This is a genomic window from Sinorhizobium saheli (genome assembly GCF_001651875.1).
Taxonomy (GTDB): Bacteria; Pseudomonadota; Alphaproteobacteria; order Rhizobiales; family Rhizobiaceae; genus Sinorhizobium; species Sinorhizobium saheli.
Window position 1 is genome coordinate 302,339 of sequence record NZ_LNQB01000073.1, and the last position, 17,117, is coordinate 319,455.

Annotated in this window: 18 protein-coding genes; 10 read left to right on the plus strand and 8 right to left on the minus strand. The window is 66.2% G+C overall.

Going from position 1 to position 17,117, the window contains the following annotated elements; translation table 11 throughout:
* The first annotated feature begins 115 nt into the window (after nt 1-115).
* Nucleotides 116-376: a DUF1344 domain-containing protein gene (locus ATB98_RS14870; protein ID WP_066874946.1), complete on the plus strand. Its 261-nt coding sequence runs from the start codon at nt 116-118 to the stop codon at nt 374-376.
* 33 nt (nt 377-409) lie between these two features.
* Here ATB98_RS14870 and ATB98_RS14875 read toward each other — a convergent pair whose 3' ends face one another.
* The 4 genes from ATB98_RS14875 to ATB98_RS14890 form a co-directional block, all read right to left on the minus strand.
* Nucleotides 410-994, minus strand: a complete 585-nt coding sequence (locus tag ATB98_RS14875) for a histidine phosphatase family protein (protein ID WP_066875588.1) — start codon at nt 992-994, stop codon at nt 410-412.
* A 145-nt stretch (nt 995-1,139) separates the two neighbouring features.
* Nucleotides 1,140-1,958: an enoyl-ACP reductase FabI gene (gene fabI, locus ATB98_RS14880; RefSeq protein ID WP_066874949.1), complete on the minus strand. Its 819-nt coding sequence runs from the start codon at nt 1,956-1,958 to the stop codon at nt 1,140-1,142.
* A 202-nt stretch (nt 1,959-2,160) separates the two neighbouring features.
* Nucleotides 2,161-3,216 (minus strand): DnaJ C-terminal domain-containing protein, encoded by a 1,056-nt coding sequence (locus tag ATB98_RS14885; RefSeq protein WP_066874951.1) that lies wholly within the window; start codon nt 3,214-3,216, stop codon nt 2,161-2,163.
* Nucleotides 3,217-3,431: 215 nt separating this feature from the next.
* Nucleotides 3,432-3,887: an RT0821/Lpp0805 family surface protein gene (locus ATB98_RS14890; protein WP_066875589.1), complete on the minus strand. Its 456-nt coding sequence runs from the start codon at nt 3,885-3,887 to the stop codon at nt 3,432-3,434.
* Between the two features lie 140 nt (nt 3,888-4,027).
* Here ATB98_RS14890 and pdxH point away from each other — a divergent pair, with 140 nt between their 5' ends.
* A complete protein-coding gene (pdxH, locus tag ATB98_RS14895) occupies nt 4,028-4,648 on the plus strand; it encodes a pyridoxamine 5'-phosphate oxidase (protein ID WP_066874953.1) in 621 nt (206 codons plus the stop codon).
* Between the two features lie 108 nt (nt 4,649-4,756).
* Here pdxH and ATB98_RS14900 read toward each other — a convergent pair whose 3' ends face one another.
* Nucleotides 4,757-5,806 (minus strand): polysaccharide deacetylase family protein, encoded by a 1,050-nt coding sequence (locus tag ATB98_RS14900; protein ID WP_066874955.1) that lies wholly within the window; start codon nt 5,804-5,806, stop codon nt 4,757-4,759.
* A gap of 254 nt (nt 5,807-6,060) precedes the next feature.
* Between ATB98_RS14900 and ATB98_RS14905 the strand changes: the two genes are divergently transcribed.
* Entirely contained in the window at nt 6,061-7,311 is a 1,251-nt protein-coding gene (locus tag ATB98_RS14905) for a D-alanyl-D-alanine carboxypeptidase (protein WP_066874956.1), read from the plus strand.
* Nucleotides 7,312-7,360: 49 nt separating this feature from the next.
* Here the strand turns inward: ATB98_RS14905 and tldD are convergent, their stop codons facing one another.
* The gene (gene tldD, locus ATB98_RS14910) at nt 7,361-8,776 is read right to left on the minus strand and encodes a metalloprotease TldD (RefSeq protein ID WP_066874958.1); all 1,416 of its coding nucleotides are present in this window, start codon (nt 8,774-8,776) and stop codon (nt 7,361-7,363) included.
* An 85-nt stretch (nt 8,777-8,861) separates the two neighbouring features.
* On the minus strand, nt 8,862-10,061 hold the full coding sequence (locus ATB98_RS14915) for a winged helix-turn-helix domain-containing protein (protein WP_066874960.1): 1,200 nt from the start codon (nt 10,059-10,061) through the stop codon (nt 8,862-8,864).
* A 142-nt stretch (nt 10,062-10,203) separates the two neighbouring features.
* Between ATB98_RS14915 and ATB98_RS14920 the strand changes: the two genes are divergently transcribed.
* From ATB98_RS14920 to ATB98_RS14940, 5 genes are read left to right on the plus strand one after another with little or no spacing between them, the layout of a single operon-like run.
* Nucleotides 10,204-10,884 carry an energy-coupling factor ABC transporter ATP-binding protein gene (locus ATB98_RS14920; protein WP_066874962.1) on the plus strand — a complete coding sequence of 227 codons (681 nt, stop codon included), beginning with the start codon at nt 10,204-10,206 and terminating at the stop codon, nt 10,882-10,884.
* Nucleotides 10,878-11,483, plus strand: coding sequence for a CbiQ family ECF transporter T component (locus ATB98_RS14925; RefSeq protein ID WP_066874965.1), 606 nt, complete (start codon nt 10,878-10,880; stop codon nt 11,481-11,483). Before ATB98_RS14920 ends, ATB98_RS14925 begins: the two co-directional genes overlap by 7 nt.
* Before the next feature lie 30 nt (nt 11,484-11,513).
* Complete coding sequence (locus tag ATB98_RS14930; RefSeq protein WP_066874967.1) at nt 11,514-12,077, plus strand: biotin transporter BioY; 564 nt, start codon at nt 11,514-11,516, stop codon at nt 12,075-12,077.
* A 4-nt stretch (nt 12,078-12,081) separates the two neighbouring features.
* Nucleotides 12,082-13,575 (plus strand): class I adenylate-forming enzyme family protein, encoded by a 1,494-nt coding sequence (locus ATB98_RS14935; protein WP_066874969.1) that lies wholly within the window; start codon nt 12,082-12,084, stop codon nt 13,573-13,575.
* Nucleotides 13,559-14,752, plus strand: a complete 1,194-nt coding sequence (locus ATB98_RS14940; RefSeq protein WP_066874971.1) for a thiolase family protein — start codon at nt 13,559-13,561, stop codon at nt 14,750-14,752. The genes ATB98_RS14935 and ATB98_RS14940 overlap by 17 nt, the downstream gene beginning before the upstream one ends.
* Here ATB98_RS14940 and ATB98_RS14945 read toward each other — a convergent pair.
* Nucleotides 14,740-15,141, minus strand: a complete 402-nt coding sequence (locus ATB98_RS14945) for an acyl-CoA thioesterase (protein ID WP_066874974.1) — start codon at nt 15,139-15,141, stop codon at nt 14,740-14,742. The genes ATB98_RS14940 and ATB98_RS14945 overlap by 13 nt on opposite strands.
* 14 nt (nt 15,142-15,155) lie before the next feature.
* On the opposite strand from ATB98_RS14945, the gene ATB98_RS14950 reads away from it, so the two are divergent.
* Together ATB98_RS14950 and ATB98_RS14955 are read left to right on the plus strand one after the other, a co-directional pair.
* Entirely contained in the window at nt 15,156-16,124 is a 969-nt protein-coding gene (locus ATB98_RS14950) for a zinc-dependent alcohol dehydrogenase family protein (RefSeq protein ID WP_066875590.1), read from the plus strand.
* Between the two features lie 63 nt (nt 16,125-16,187).
* Nucleotides 16,188-17,117 (plus strand): histone deacetylase family protein, encoded by a 930-nt coding sequence (locus tag ATB98_RS14955; RefSeq protein ID WP_066874976.1) that lies wholly within the window; start codon nt 16,188-16,190, stop codon nt 17,115-17,117.

Consider the following 17,117-nt stretch of genomic DNA (forward strand, 5'->3'; position numbering starts at 1 on the left):
TACGCCGCCTCCGGCCGCGTGCCGAAAGCGACGGCACAAGGCTACTTTTGCCACATTCGGGGATCAAAGGGTGATGACAAGAATATTCGCAGAACCGTCGAAGAGGGCAAGAAGGATGCGATTTGTCATTGCCGCGCTCATGGCCACCGCTGGCTTGCTTTCGCCGCTCTCCGCGACTGCCGAGAGCGCTGACGTCGAAGCCGTGATCACCAGTGTCGACACCGAGCGGCTGAGCCTTTCCCTCGACGACGGCAAGAGCTATCAGGCGCCGGAGGAGTTCAACTTCGAGGGGCTGAAGGCCGGCGTCAAGGTTCTCGTCTTTTACACCGAGGTCGACGGCAAACGCGTCATCAATGACCTGGAGATCCTTCAGTAAGGAGGGGCGCGTCTGGCCCGCAGGCGTCGGCGCTCAAATCCAGCTCAGCGAGCCGTCGACGACCTTCAGCACGCGGTCCTGCGGGATCGCGGCGACTGCTGCCTCCTCGGCATCCATCTCGCCGGAGAGCTTGAAGAGCGCTCGAATGACGCCGCCGTGGCTGACGCAGACGGTGGGTTTCGTCACATCCTTCAGCCAGGCGCCGACGCGCCAGGAGAGGATTTCGTAGCTTTCGGCATCGGCACCGGGCGGAATGAAATCCCATTTGGCGACGCGCCGCTCGGCGATCCTCTCCGGCACCAGGCGCTTCAGTTCCGGGAGGGTGTAGCCCTCCCAGTCGCCGAAGGAGACCTCCTTCAGCCGCTCGTCGGTGCGGTAGGCATCGGGATCGAGCCCCATGGCACGGCGGAGCCGCTCCATGGTCTCGCGCGTGCGGCCGAGCGGGCTCGCGACAAAGTCGAACTCGGGAGCGCTGCTCCCGAGGATCCGCTTGAGCGCCGCGCCGTTCCCGGTCGCCTGCTGGCGACCAATGTCGTTGAGGGGGATGTCCTTCTGGCCCTGAAGGCGGCTCTCCGCATTCCAGTCCGTTTGTCCGTGGCGAACCATGTAGATGAGCACAGCGTTCACTCCGGGCGCCGTCGCCACGGTCCCTACTGCATGTCTCCTCAAATCACAGCCGATTCAAGGACGAAACATTCAGCAATCCAAAGTGCTGCAGCGCCATGCGTCTGAACGACGCACTCGCGCTGCAGAGCGAAGACGGTCAGTCCTTCAGAACGGAGATGTCCGGCGCGTCGACGGCCTTCATGCCGACCGTATGGTAGCCGGAATCGACATGATGGACCTCGCCGGTGACGCCGCTCGACAGGTCGGACAGGAGGTAGAGCGCCGAGTTACCGACCTCCTCGATGGAGACGGTGCGCTTCAGCGGAGCGTTGTACTCGTTCCACTTCAGGATGTAGCGGAAGTCGCCGATGCCGGATGCGGCGAGCGTCTTGATCGGGCCGGCCGAGATCGCATTGACGCGGATGCCGCGGTTGCCGAGATCGACCGCCAGATAGCGGACGCTTGCCTCGAGAGCGGCCTTGGCGACACCCATCACGTTATAGTGCGGCATCACCTTTTCGGCGCCGTAATAGGTGAGCGTCAGCATGGAGCCGCCGTCATTCATGATGCGCTCGGCCCGCGCCGCCACCGCGGTGAAGGAGTAGACGGAAATATCCATCGTGCGGGTGAAGTTGTCGCGGCTGGTATCGAGGTAGCGTCCCGTCAGCTCGTCCTTGTCGGAGAAGGCAATGGCGTGCACGACGAAGTCGATCTTGCCCCATTTCTCCTCGAGCGACGCGAAGACGGCATCGATCGTGCCGAGGTCGGTTACGTCGCAATGGCCGGCCATGAAGGCACCGAGTTCCTGCGCCAGCGGCTCGACGCGCTTCTTCAGCGCATCTCCCTGCCATGTCAGCGCGATCTCGGCACCGGCTTCCGCCAATGCCTTGGCAATGCCCCACGCAATCGAGCGATTGTTTGCAACGCCCATGATGACGCCGCGCTTGCCATTCATCAGACCCGATGCCTGAGCCATGGAATGTCCCCAATACTGTCTGCCTGCACCGGCTGCCGCCGATGGCAATGTTCAAGAATGTCAAGACGCCGCACCACCCCAGCTGATGCGGGTGCGGCAAATTGTCGAGAATTGCCTATGGCATAGCCGCCAAAGCGGTTCAAGCGCGACGCAGATCAGGAACTGTTAGTCCCCGTAATATTGGTTCACCGTCAAGAAAGCGTCACAAATAAAGGCCGTCGCGCTGGGAGCGCATCAGGTCCGTTACCTTGTCGTCCGGCTTTTCATGAAGGACCAGCCGCAATTCGACGAGGAGGTCGCCGCTTTCGCCATCGGCACCGCGCAACCCCTCGCCGGGCACACGGATCACCTTGTCGGACCCCGACCAGGCCGGCACCGTCACCGCCACCGGGCCGTTCGGCGTGGTGATCGTCGTCTCGCAGCCGAGGACCGCATTCTGAAGATCGAGCGACAGGGTGGTCACGAGATCGAGCCCGCGGGTGCGGAACGGCCCGCCCTGATCGATGCGCAGCGTCGCCACCACATCGCCGCGCGTCATCCCGGCGACGCGATAGCCTTGTTCCTTGAGCCGGATCGTCTGGCCGTCCGTCGCGCCGGCCGGGATCGGAATCCTGACCGTCTCCCCGTCCGGAAGTTCCGCGGAGACGCGCGCCCGATTGATGACCTCCTCGACGCCGACAGGAACGTCGATCGTCAGATCCGGCACCTTTTCCGCCGACTTGACGATGCGGCTGCGAATGCGCTGGACGATTGCCGCCACGAGGTCGGCCGCCGGCGCGATGGAGCGCCGGGCCGGCATCGCCTCGGTCTTCGGCGCTTCCAGTTTCGCTTCCGCGCCAGACTCCGCCCGGGCGTCCGCCGCGCCGGGCTTTTCGGCAGGGCGTGCGGCGGGGTTCGGCTTCGGGGTCGCGGCCTGGGGCTCGACGCCGAAGATCCGCGAGACAGCTTCCTCTGCCGTCTCGGCGCCGACCGGCTCCTCCGCCGGCTCTTCGGTCGGCTGCGGCCCGCGCATCTTCACCTTCATCGCCTCCATTCGCCGGAGTTCCGCTTCGCGCCGCGCCCAGTCGTATCGGCTTCTGCGCACCGGATCGCGCAACAGCTCATAGGCCCGTCCCGCCTCGGCGAAGCGCTCGGTGGCGAGCGGATCATCCTGATTGTGGTCGGGATGGATCGCCTTGGCGATGGAGCGCCAGGCGGTCTTGATTTCCTCCTGCCCGGCATTGCGGCGCACGCCGAGAATTGCGTAGGGATCGCGCATGGCTTCACACCATTTCTTTGATCGGCGGCCCTCTCCCGGAGGCGCGCCGTCCGCTTGACGATATCGGGAAGGCGATCGGAAGGCCTTTCCCCTGCAGCCGATGATCCGGGGAAGTTGCTAAATAACGGTTAGTCGGGAGAGGCGGCAGCGGCCCGCGCGAGAGGTTTGCGGACCTTCGGTCGCCGCTTTGCGGCAACGTGGTTAACAGGCGATTTTCAACTACGCGGGCCGAAGCTCGTCAGGTACCACTCGCCGTTTTCGAGCTGGCAGGTGCTGCCGTCGAACCGCGCGATACCCTCGTAGGAATGGCGCGTCGTCGTGAAACGCCGGCACCGCACCCCGGAGGCTTGGTCCTCCTCGATGCTCATGATCACGCCGGCGCTGCCCGAGCTTGCATTCGCCCAGGGAATGGCATTGGTCCCGCCTTGGCTGATATCGGCGGAGGACACGGCATTGCGCACGGCGAGCGCGTCGGAAAGGCCGTCCGAAGTCTTTGCAACCGGCACGGTCCCGGTCGAGACCGAGCGGTCGACGCCCGAGCCCCCGAAGACGTCGAGACCGGCGCCCATACATCCCGGCAGAACGAGAATCGTCAGGCAAATTGCCGTCCTGCGCAGCAATGCAAAGGAAAAATCCTTCTTACCATCGATCCGCTTTGCTATGTCTTGCACGGCAATCCTGTCAGACTCGCCAGAGCCGCACATGCCGCGCGGAAGTCCGCAGGCAGGCTCTGACATTTTTCGATGCGGAACACGGACCCGAGCTCATCCCGGCGTGTTCCCGCGCCAGATACACGGCATTGGAAGGCAATATGACCGCGAATGAGTTAATATCCAGTGACTTCACGGAAGCAAACGAGCCTTTTTCCCTTTTTGGCACATGGCTGGCGGACGCCGAGAAGAGCGAGGTGAACGATCCGAACGCCGTCGCGCTCGCGACCGTCGACCCCGATGGCCTGCCCAATGTGCGCATGGTGCTGCTCAAGGGATTCGACGAACGCGGCTTCGTCTTCTACACGAATTTCGAAAGCCGGAAAGGCCAGGAAATTCTGGCGACCCGCAAGGCCGCCATGTGTTTCCACTGGAAATCGCTGCGCCGCCAGGTGCGCCTGCGCGGCCCGGTCGAAGTCGTCTCCGACGAAGAGGCGGACGAATATTTCCAGAGCCGGCCGCGCGGCAGCCGCATCGGCGCCTGGGCATCCAAGCAGTCGCGCCCGCTCGAAAGCCGCTTCGCGCTCGAAAAGGCCGTCGCCGAATACACGGCCCGGCACGCGATCGGCGAGATTCCCCGGCCCGAATACTGGTCCGGTTTCCGCATCCGCCCGACCTCGATCGAATTCTGGCACGACCGACCGTTCCGGCTGCACGATCGCGTCGAATTCCGCCGCGAGAAGCCGGAGGGCGGCTGGACGAAGGTGCGGATGTATCCCTGACGGTCGGTGTAGATCGGGATGCGCTCACATGTATTCGCGCCGCCGCTCTATCCTTTGTTTTTGCCGTAGTTGTGCGACGTCAGGTGATTCCACCTGACTGCAAAATGCTTAGCGCGCGAAAAGCCGGAACGGAATGCCGGATGCCAGGGCCGTCACGTAACGGGCGCTCTGGAAATGGCCGTTGAGCGAGATGCGCGGCAGCGCGTGGAGGTTCGCCGAGGCCGAAAGCATGCCCGGCTCGGTCGTGACCGCCACGGCAAAACCGAGGTCGGCGGCAAGCCGATGGTCGCGTGCCGAGAATGCCGACCGGTCGCCATAGGGATAGGCGAAGCTCGACGGGAAACGACCGGTGATCGCCTCGACGCGGGCGGCGGAGGCCTGGAGTTCGCGGCGCGCTTCGTCGTCCCCGAGCCGCGCCAGGGCGCGATGGCTGATCGTGTGGGCCCCGAGGCTTGCGAGCGGGCTCGCCGTCAGCGCGCGCAGCCCTGCCTCGTCGAGCGTCAGTCGCTCCGTGATCGCCAGGGCATCGATGCCGTGCCCGGCCGCGGCGCGGTTCAGCGCGGCGACGGCGCCCGCCTCGTCGCCGCCGTGGATACGTGCGGCAATCCGATCGAAGGCAGCCTGCTTCTCCCAGAGGCTTGCAGCCCGGATGGTCTCCTCACCCGTGCCGAAATCGAAGCGGAGGCTGCGGACGGCCGACAGCGCATCGGCAAGCGTCTCCCACCAGAGCGTGTGGGTGCGGTCGACGTAACCGGCCGTCACGAAGACCGTGAACGGCACGCCATGCCGCTCGAACACCGGCAAGCCATGGTCGAGATTGTTGCGGTAGCCGTCGTCCAGGGTGAAGCAGGCGAAAGGCCGCTGGCCGGCCGAGGCGAGGCAGGCGGGCACGTCCTGCAGCGGAACGAAGCGGTAGCCGTTTCGCTTCAGCGTCAGGATCGCCTCTTCGAGGAACTGCGGCGTGATTTCGAGATGGGCATTGGGGTCGAAGGCGCGCGGAATTTTCGGGCGCACGTGATGAAGGGTGAAGATCGCCCCCCGCCCGCGTGCCGCTCCCATCAGCCGCGCCCGCGCAAGAAGGTGGGCAGCCTCGAGCCCGCCGGTCACGGCAGCGCGCCTGACATGGTTGCGGAAGACCCGCGCCAATCCCTCGTTCATTTTGCTCCGTGTGCCCCGCCCGGATCGTCCGCCCGCAATCACCGCGATGGCCGCCCGGCCACATTTGCTTTACTCTGCGATGGAGGACGGTATGTCGGCGGGGTTAAACCTTGCTGAATCCCCAACGACACGCCGGACAAGCAAGTCTCGGCGCGCGCGGCCGCTTCCACGGTTGCAACAGGGCCGCGAGCCTGTCACAAAGGCAAACCGAAATCGCGGCCAGGCGCGCGTTCGCAGACATTAGGGGAGATCCGATGACAAGATTCCGGTTTGCCTTGGCGGCACTTGTCGCGCTTCTCCTCGGCACCGCACAGGCCGCGGCCGGCAGCGCTTCCCTCGTCCTCGACATGCGCACGGGCAGGGTGCTCTCCGCCGAAAATGCCGATACGCTCAATCATCCGGCGTCGCTGACGAAGATGATGACGCTTTACCTGACCTTCGAGGCACTTCACCGCGGCCGGATCGCCTGGAACACCCCAATCACGATGTCGCCGACGGCTGCGCGCAAACCGCCGACGAAACTTGGGGTCAGGGCGGGTGAAGCGATTACCGTCGAAGAGGCGGTCTACGGCATGATCGTCCGCTCGGCCAATGACGCGGCGGCGGCGATCGCCGCGCAGCTTGGCGGGTCGGAGGAAGCCTTTGCCGGCATGATGAATGCGAAGGCGCGCCGACTCGGCATGAGCCGCACCTTCTTCGTCAATGCCTCCGGCCTGCCGGCCGGCCAGCAGGTGACGACGGCGCGCGACATGGCGAAGCTCGCTGTCGCGCTGATGAGGCACTTTCCGCGGGAATACCGCCTTTTCGCAGCCGAAAGCTTCACGTTTCGCGGCCGCGTGATCCGCGGTCACAACAATCTCATGTATCGCTACCAGGGCATGGACGGGATCAAGACCGGCTATACCAGAGCCTCGGGCTACAATATCGTCAGCGCGGTCAGCGATGGCAACCGCCGCGTCATCGGCGTGGTGCTCGGCGGGCGGAGCGCGAAGAGCCGCGACGACAAGATGGCCGCGCTCCTCGACCAGCACCTGGGAAGGGCCTCGTCGCCCACCGGCGGCACGATGGTCGCAGCCGTGAAGTCGCGCGCGCCCGTCGAAGTCGCCACCTTGCCGGGCGTTTCGCTTTCCTATGCCGGCATCACGCCTGCGCCCGGAAATGCGGCCGCGTCGGCTCTTGCCGCATCCACGAAAACGGTCGTGCCGGCGGACCGGCCCACGGCGCTGAACGAGGCCGCTACCCCACCGGTGGCAAACGGCTGGCGGATTCAGATCTCCACCGCTTCGACCGAGGAAGGCGCGCGCAAGATCCTCATCGAAGCGCAATCGGCCGGCGGCGCGGCCCTCCTCGGCGCCTCTCCCCATACCGAATCCGCCGGCTCGGGCGATGCCGGTCCCTATCGCGTTGGTTTCAGCGGCTTTGCCAGCCGCGAGGCGGCCACGACCGCCTGCAATATCCTGAAAAAGCACTCCTATGCCTGCACCCTGCTTCCCGACCGGGGATAGCCGCCTGCATCGCCTTTGCGCCCGCTGAGACGCGCGGCGCTTTGGAGTCCTATGCCTGCGTGCCGCCGACGGTGATCCGATCCATCCTGAGGTGCGGCTGACCGACGCCGACGGGCACCCACTGGCCCGCCTTGCCGCAATTGCCGATACCGGTATCGAGCTTCATGTCGTTGCCGACCATCGTTACCCGCCGCATCGCCTCCGGCCCGTTGCCGATCAGCATCGCCCCCTTCACCGGCGCGCCGACCTTGCCGTCCTCGATGAGGTAGGCCTCGGTGCAGCCGAACACGAATTTACCGGAGGTGATGTCCACCTGGCCGCCGCCGAACGAGACGGCGTAAATGCCCTTCTTCACCGAGGAGATGATCTCCTCGGGCGTGCGGTCGCCGGCAAGCATGTAGGTGTTGGTCATGCGCGGCATCGGCACGTGCGCATAGCCCTGGCGACGGCCGTTGCCGGTCGGCTTCATGCCCATCAGGCGGGCATTCTGGCGGTCCTGCATGTAGCCGACGAGCATGCCGTCCTCGATCAGGACATTGTAGCCGGAAGGGGTGCCCTCGTCGTCGATCGAGATCGAGCCGCGCCGCGCCTCGATCGTGCCGTCGTCGACGACGGTGACGCCCTTGGCCGCAACCTGCTCGCCGAGGAGCCCGGCGAAGGCGGACGTCTTCTTGCGGTTGAAATCGCCCTCCAGGCCGTGACCTACGGCTTCGTGCAGCATCACGCCCGGCCAGCCGGAGGCGAGCACGACGTCCATGGTTCCGGCCGGCGCGTCGATGGCGTCGAGATTGACGAGCGCCTGCCGCAGAGCCTCGTCGGCGCCGCGCTTCCAGTTTTCCTCGGTGATGAAGTCGCCGAAGCCGCGCCGTCCGCCGATGCCGAAGGTCCCGCTCTCCTGCCGGTCGCCCTCGCCGACGACGACCGAGATGTTGAGCCGCGTCATCGGCCGCACGTCATGGACGCGATGGCCGTCGGCCCTCAGGATGTCCACCACCTGCCAGCTTGCGGAGATCGTCGCGGTCACCTGCCGCACCTTGGGCTCCGTGGCGCGAAGATAGGCGTCGATCTCCTGAAGCAGCGTCACCTTGGTTTCGAAGGCGGGCTCGCCGATCGGGTTCTCGTCGCCATAAAGCTTCTTGTTAGTGCGCTGCGGGGCCGCGGCATAGGAGCCGGAATAGCCGCGCGTCACCTGCCCCACGGCGTCCGCCGCCCGCTTCAGGGCCGCGAGCGACAATTCGCCAGCGTGGGCGTAGCCGACCGCTTCGCCCGCCACTGCCCGCAGGCCGAACCCCTGGTCGGTGTTGAAACTGCCGCCCTTCAGACGGCCGTTGTCGAAGGAGAGCACCTCCGCCTGCGCATGCTCGAGGAAAAGTTCGCCGTCGTCGGCGCCCGAAAGCGTCTCGGAGAGAACCTTGCGGACCGTCGCCTCGTCCGCATCGAAGAGGCTGATCAGGTTGGTGTCCATGGTGCTGCTCCGTGTCGTGAAGGACTATTGGCTCCATTTAGGGAGCGCAACGCGGCAAGCCAAGCAAAAACAGAACATGGACCGGTCAGGAAAGGGCGGCATTCCAGCCTTCGAGCAGATTGACCCTTTCGACGCCGGTGAAGCGGGCGACGCGATCGAGTTCGGCCATGAGCCTTTCCAAACGGCCGGACGACGCCCTGACCCCCTGCTCCAGCCAGAGCCGTCGCACGTCGAGGCTCCCGCCCTTGCGGTCGGCCTTCATGTCGATGCGGCCGATCAGCCGGTCGCTCTCCAGCAGCGGGAAGACATAGTAGCCGTATTCGCGCTTGGCTTCCGGGACGAAGACCTCGATGCGGTAGAAGTAATCGAAGAGGCGCTCGGTGCGATTGCGGTCCCGCAGCAATGGGTCGAAGGGGCTCAGCACGCGCACCCTGGCGGGCGGATCGGGAATGTCGCCGAGACCGTCCAGGAACCCCGCGAAGGCATAGGACGGCCGCGGCTTGCCGCCATTGGCGGACTCGATCACGACGTCCGCGAGCTCGTCGCGATGGGCGGCGACCCAGGCCTTGGCCTCATCGGGCGAGACGAGGTCCCAGAAGGCGGCAATCTCGCCGTGCGTGGCGAAGCCCAACCGTTCAAGCGCGCTGCGGCAGGCCCAGTCGACGAAATCCGCATGCGTCACCTCGCCCTCGAAATGGTGCGGCGGGATGACCCGTTCGGTCAGGTCGTAGACCTTCTGGAAGTTCTCCCGCCGCGCGATCGCCAGCCGGCCCTGCCGCCAGAGCACTTCGAGGGCCGTCTTCGACGGATGCCAGTTCCACCAGCCCCCGGACTGGTGACCATCCTCCTTCAGGTCGCGCGACATCACGGCGCCGTTGCTCGCGATCCTCTCATAGGTTTCGTCGCAGCTCGCATCGAAGCCATCGCCGCGCCACTTGCGCCAGCGTTCCCGGATCGTCTCGCTCTCCCATTGGAAACGGTGCTTCCAATAGATGAAGAAGGCGCTCGGAATGATCGAGGCGTCGTGGGTCCAGTGTTCGAAAAGCTCGCCGTCCTTCTCCAGAAGTTCGGCCAGATGCTCGCGCCGATAGGTCTGGTTGCGTGAAAAGAGGATCTGGTGATGGGCCCGCTCGACCGTGGCGATGCTGTCGACCTGCACGAAACCGATGTCATGGATCAGCCGCAGCAGCCCCTCCTTGCCGAGCGCGCGGTGCGGCGCGGCCGACAGGCCTTGCTTGGCGAGGAAGATGCGCCGGGCATCGCGGTTGGAGAGCCGAATCGTCATGGGTGAAGAGAATAGGCTTTTATTCCCAAATTTCAAATGCAAGCCCAAGGGCAAAGCGCCGTGCAGCCGCATTGCCCTTGCCGATCGACTTGCCCTATAGAGCGAGCGCTGGAGACGAGCACGAACGCGCGAGGAACAAGGATTGGATATCCGCTTTACCGATTGCTCGGTCAGTTTCGGGGAAAGGGTCGCGCTTCATCCCGTGACGTTGGCCCTCGACGAGCGGCGGATCGGCATCATCGGCCTCAACGGCTCCGGCAAGACGACGTTCGCGCGGCTGATCAACGGGCTCGTCAAGCCGAGCACGGGCCATGTGAAGGTCAACGGGCTCGACACGGTCGCGGACGGCCGGGCCGTGCTCGCTGAAGCCGGCTTCATCTTCCAGAACCCGCAGCACCAGTTGATCATGCCGATCGTCGCCGACGACATCGCCTTCGGCCTCAAGAATCGCGGGCTGCCCGTCCATGAGATCTCCTCGCGCACGGAGGCGGTGCTGGCGCGCTTCGGGGTCAGCCATCTCGCGAGACGGCGGGTGCATGAGCTTTCCGGCGGCGAGACGCAGCTCGTCGCCATGGCGAGCGTCGTCGTCACCGGGCCGAAGATCCTGATTCTCGACGAGCCGACCAACCAGCTCGACCTGCGCAACCGGCGCATGGTCGCCGATACCATCGAGGCACTCGAAGAGGACACGATCGTCATCACCCATGATCTGGGCCTCGTCGAAGGCGTCGAGCGGCTGCTGCTCTTTCATGAGGGGCGCCTCATCGCCGACGGGAAACCGGACGAGACCGTCCGATGCTATCACGAGGTCGCCGGATGCTGACGAGCCTCTATGTCGAGGGACGAAGCTGGTTTCACCGCGTGCCGGTGCGGGCCAAGCTGGTCGCGCTGCTGCTGGCGAGCATCGCCCTCTTTGCGACGGACTCGCCCCTTCCGCTGCTGGCCGCCTTCCTCCTCGCCGGCGGGCTCTATCTCTCGCTCGGCCTGACGCTTCGGCAGGCCTTTGCGCGGGTCGGCTTCGTATTCTTCACCATTCTCGTCCTTGCCGCCGTCAATCTCTTCCTCATTCCTCTGCCGCAGGTCCTCGCCCTCGCCCTGCGCCTCACGGCGCTCGTGCTCCTTGCCGCCGCCGTGACCGCGACGACGACGATCGGCGCCTTCATGGACGAGGTGACGGTCCTTCTGAAACCGTTCGAGCGCCTGGGCCTCGTCAGGGCGGCGGATGTCAGCCTGGCGCTTGGGCTTGTGCTGCGCTTCGTTCCCGATATCTTCGCCCGCTATCAGGCGATCAGCGAAGCGCACCGCGCCCGCGGGCTTCCCGTCCGGCCGCTGACGATCATCGGGCCGCTGATCATCCTGACATTGAAAGATGCGGATACGATCGCCGCCGCCATTGACGCCCGCGGATTTCGCCGGCAATAAATTCGCGACCGCTAATAAAGGTAGGACCCCATGAACACCAGAGACCTCGTCCTCGTTGCGCTGTTTGCCGCAATCGTCGTCGTGCTCGGCTTTATTCCCCCGATCACGCTCGGCTTCATCCCGGTTCCGATCACGGCGCAATCCATGGGCGTCATGCTCGCGGGCTGCATCATCGGCGCGAAGCGCGGCGCGCTTTCCTTCCTGCTCGTCATCCTGCTGGTCGCGATCGGCCTGCCGGTGCTCTCCGGCGGCCGTGGCGGGCTTGCAGTGCTGGCCGGCCCCTCCGGCGGCTTCATCCTCGGCTGGGCGATCGCAGCCTTCGCCACCGGCCTCATCGCCGAGTGTTTCGTGCGCGCTCAGAATTCGGAGGGACGCCAGTTCGCCGGCTTCTTCCTCGCCTCCGTGATCGGCGGCATCGTCGTGCTCTATGCGATCGGCGTTCCCTGGCTTTCGGCCGTTACCGGCACGCCGCTCGCGGCCGCCGCAACCGGCTCGCTCGCCTTCATCCCAGGCGACCTCATGAAGGCGGCGATCGCGACGCTCGCCGCCCGTGCGGTCTATGCGGGCTACCCGCTGCTGCCGGCCCGCGCCTGAGGCGATGCCGCTCACCGCAGCGATCAAGCATCATGCGGGCGAACGCCCGGATTGCCCGGCCTTCCGCATGGAGGGCCGGGTTTTCACGTTTGCGGAGCTTGCCGAAGAGGCCGGCCGCATCCTCCATGCGATCGAACGATCAGCGGAGGAAGCGACGCGGGCGAGCGTCCTTGCCGGTCGCACGCGCCTGGTCGCGATCGAAACCGGCAATCATCCGCTCTTCGCCGCCGCCTTTCTCGCCGCGACAGCGGCGGGCAATTGCGCCGCACTCATCGATCCGCACCTGCCGGAAGGGACGCGCCGACGGATGAAGGCGCAGTTGCAGCCCGAGATCGTCCTCCGCGCCGACGGCGACCACCTGCTGCTCGACGTCCCGTCGGCGGAACGGACATATTCGCTCGATGCTTTCGAGGGCTCCTCCGCCCTTCGCGTCGGCAAGGACGCCGAACCCTTCCTCGTCGTCTTCACCTCCGGCACGACCGGCGAGCCGAAGGCGATCATCCGCGACCGCAGGTCCTGGCGCGCGAGCCTCGAAGCCGGGCGGCGTTTTTTCGGGATCGAGCCGGAATTGAGCACCTACGCGCCCGGACCACTGGCGCACGGCCTGACGCTTTATGCGCTGGCCGAAACCTTGGCGGTCGGAGCCGAGTTCATCGCTGCCCGCCATTTCGAGGCGCATGATGCCCTGGCGACGATTGCGGGCATAGGCGCAACGCGGCTGGTGCTGGTGCCGACGATGCTCAGGCGGCTGTGCGAAGAGGCTGGAAGCACAGCATCGCGCTCGGTCGAGAAGATCACGGTCGCCGGTGCCAAGCTTACGCCGGCGGACCGCGAGGCGGCGGACCGCGCCTTTCCCTCAAGCGAGGTCACGGAATATTACGGCGCGTCGGAACTCGGCTTCATCACCGTCGCCGGCGCCGGCGGCGACCCTTCGCCGACCGCCGTCGGCAAGCCATTCCCGGGCGTTCGCGTGGCGATCCTCGACGATCAGGGCCGCGACCTTGCGCCAGGGGAGACCGGAACGATCTTCGTCGAAAGCGCGCTGACGTCGGACGGCTATATCGCCGGTAGCGACGGGGCCGGGTTTCGCCGCGAAGGCAATCTTGCCACCGTCGGCGATCTCGGATTTCTCGATGCGGACGGCACGCTGCATCTCCTCGGCCGCGCCGGCGGCATGGTGCTCTCCGGCGGCAACAACATCTATCCGTCCGAAGTCGAGGCCGTGATCCTCGCCGTCACCGGGGTGCGCGCCGCCCTGGTCTTCGGCCTTGACCATCCCGATCTCGGCAGCGAACTTGCGGCGGTGATCCAGCCGACCGGCACGTTCGACCGCGCGGCGCTGCTACGCCACCTTGCCGCCGCCCTGCCGCGCTACAAGCATCCGCGCAGGATCTGGCTCTGCCGGCAGATGCCGATGACCGCCTCGGGCAAGGTCGCGGCAAAGGAGCTCCGGCAATGGATCGCGGAGGAGAACGGTGCCCTTGAACGCCTTGTCTGATCCGCCTCGAATACCGGTCATCATCGCCGCCCTTCGCACGCCGATCGGCCGCGTCGGCGGCAGCCTCGCCGCAATCGAGCCGGCAAGCCTTGCCGCCCTCCTGATCGAAAGGATTGTCGCCGACAGCGGCGTCGCGCGGGCCGAGGTCGACGACGTGCTCGTCGGCAATGCCGCCAACAGCGCCGGCAACCTCGCGCGCCTCGCGGCGCTCGAGGCCCGCCTTCCCGTCTCCGTCCCCGGCGTGACGGTCGATCGCCAGTGCGGCTCGGGGCTCGAGGCGATCGTGCTTGCGGCGCGGCTGATCCAGGCGGGCGCGGGCCGGTTCTATCTTGCCGGCGGCACCGAGAGCGCCAGCCGCGCCCATCTCCGGCTTCGGCCGCCGCTTGAACGCGGCGGACAGCCGCAACCCGTCAGCCGCGCACGGATGGCGCCCGATTCCATTGGCGATCCGGATATGGGCGTCGCTGCCGAAAACGTCGCTTCGGCCTGCGGCCTCTCCCGCGAGCGGCAGGACCGGTTTGCCCTCGAAAGCCATCGCCGCGCCGTGGCGGCCGAGACGGCGGGCCGGTTCGCGCGCGAGATCGTCGCCGTGCGGACAGCCGCAGGTGCGGTGAGCAAGGACGAATGCCCGCGCGCGAACGCCTCGGCGGAGACCCTCGCGCGGCTGAAGCCGGTTTTCGTGAGGGACGGCACCGTCACGGCCGGCAACGCCTGCCCGATCAATGATGGTGCGGCCATGGTGCTGGTGACCTCGCTCGCCGAGGCGCGCCGGCTCGGTGTTCCCTTCGCGCTTCAATTCATCGACGCCGCGACGGCCGGGGTCGATCCGAACCTGCTCGGGCTCGGCCCCGTCCCTGCGATGGCGAAGCTGCGGTCGCGCAATCCGGCGCTCGACCTCGCCGCCGTCGATTTCATCGAATTCAACGAGGCCTTCGCCTCGCAGGTTCTCGGCAGCCTCGACCGGCTCGGAATTTCGCCGGCCTGCGTCAATCGCGACGGCGGGGCGATCGCGCTCGGCCATCCCTACGGCGCTTCCGGCGCCATCCTCGTCGTCCGGCTGTTTTCGCAGATGCTTGCGGCCGGATCGGACAGCGAAGCCCTGGCGATGATGGGTATCGGCGGCGGCATGGGAATCGTCGCCCATTTCCGCAGCCTGAGGCCGGATCAGCCCGCGTAGGCGGCAAGCCATTCCCGCGTGGCGACGGGCAGCGGCACCGGCTGATGACGAGCGGGATCGACCGCCACCCAGACAATCTCGACCTCCGCCGAAAGCCGGCTCCCGGTCTCGACGGTGACGGCGAAGCTCACCGAACTGCCGCCGATCTTCGCGACGCTGACGGTGAAGCGCGCCGGTTCGTCGAAGCGCAAGCCGCGGTGGAAGACGCAGGACGAGCGGCGGACGAGATAGGCGGGCTCGTTCGCCACCGCCGGCCGATGTCGCCAGAGATTGCCGAGCGCCGCCTCGGCATGCGCGTAGTAGGCCGCATTGTGCATGTGGCCGTGCATGTCTATATCGCGAAACGGAATGCGAATTTCCGTGACGTTTTCCCGCTCCAGGCCGCCCATGCGAGACTCCCATGATGCGCTCCACCCTCGTTAGACAGTTTGGCGATCCCCGGCAAGTCATCGAACTCGTGGACGCCGAGCGCGTCGCGCCCGGCGCCGGCGAGGTCGAGGTGGAAATATCGCTCGCGGCGGTCAATCCGTCGGACCTCATTCCCGTGACGGGCGCCTACAGCGCGCGCACGAGCCTGCCTTTCGTCCCCGGATTCGAGGGCGTCGGCATCGTCCGGCGCGTCGGTCCGGATGTGCGCGGCCTTGCAGAGGGAGACCGCGTCATTCCGATCGGCGCGAGCGGCCTGTGGCAGCAATTCCTCCTGCGCCCGGCCGAATGGTGCTTTCGCGTGCCGGACGATATCGGAGACGAGCAGGCGGCGATGAGCTATGTCAATCCGCTGACGGCGCTCCGGCTCGTCGAGGCCCTGCGCGAGCATTTCGGTTCGCTCAAGGGTTTGAGCGCCGCTGTGACGGCCGCGGGTTCGGCGATCGGCGGCATGCTGATGAAGCTGCTCGCGCTCGAGGGGATGGTGCCGACGGCCATCCTGCGCAGCGATAAAAGCCGCATCCGCCTCGGCGGCGCGCAGCGGATCATCGTGACCGATGGCGGCAATCTTCCGACCGAGACCCGCTTCGACGCGGTGCTCGATGCCGTCGGCGGCCCGCTCGCGGGCGCACTGATCGAGCGGTCCGTCCGTCCGGGCGGGACCTTCATCCAGTACGGAGCCTTGAGCGGCATGGCCGTGCCGCAGGCCGCGATCGCCGCCCGCCCCGATGTCCGCTTCGCCTTCCTGTGGCTCAGAACCTGGGTGCATTCCGCCGGCCGCGATGCGCTGCAGGCGGGCTTCTCTCGCAGCTTCACCGGCCTGCGCGACGGGCTCTTCAAGAGCCCGGTGGCGGCGATCTATCCCCTGAGCAGGCTTGCCGAAGCGCTCGCGCACCAGTCCGATCCACGCCGCGACGGCAAGATCCTGATCGATCCGCGCTGTTGAAATCGCCATTTTCTCGGGTTCCCGCCATGGATTTCGGCGGCGGCGCGCACTAGCTTTCCGCGAATGACCACGCATCTCTACGAGAACCCGATCTTCCTGGAGCACAAGGTTCCCGAAGGGCACCCTGAGCGGCCGGACCGGCTGAGGGCGCTGAATATCGCTCTGGAGCATCCGAATTTCGCGGAACTGAAGCGGCTCGAGGCGTCGAAGGGCGACGAGGATCTGGTGCTGCTCGCTCACACCGAAGACCACCTGCGGTCGATCAAGCGCGCCATTCCGGACGACGACATCAACCAGTTCGAAGCGGATACCTATGCGAGCGCGATGAGCCTGGAGGCGGCATTGACCGGCCTCGGTGGCGCCGTCGCGGCGGTCGACGCCGTATTCGCCGGGGAAGCGGACAACGCCTTCGTCGCGGCACGCCCGCCAGGCCACCACGCCGAGAAGAACAGGCCGATGGGCTTCTGCTTCTTCAACACGGTGGCGATTGCCGCGCGTCACGCACAGACGGTGCATGGAGCGGAGCGCGTCGCCATCGTCGACTGGGACGTCCACCATGGCAACGGCACCCAGGACATCTTCTGGGACGATCCGTCCGTGCTCTTCTGCTCCACCCACCAGATTCCGCTCTATCCGGGCACCGGCGCCAAGGACGAGACGGGCGTCAGGAACAATATCGTCAATGCGCCGCTTTCGCCCAACAGCAGCGGCGAACATTTCCGCGACGCGTTCCGCAGCCGGGTACTTGCGGCACTCGAGAATTTCCGTCCCGACTTCGTCCTGATCTCCGCCGGCTTCGACGCGCACCATCGCGATCCGCTCGCCCAGATCAACCTCGTGGCCGAAGACTTCGACTGGGCGACGGGGCGCTTGCTGGACGTCGCCGGCAGAAGCGCGGACAACCGGATCGTCAGCTTGCTCGAAGGCGGCTACGATCTGCAGGGGCTCGCCGAATCGGCCGGGCTGCATATTCTGAGATTGATGAGAGGGTAA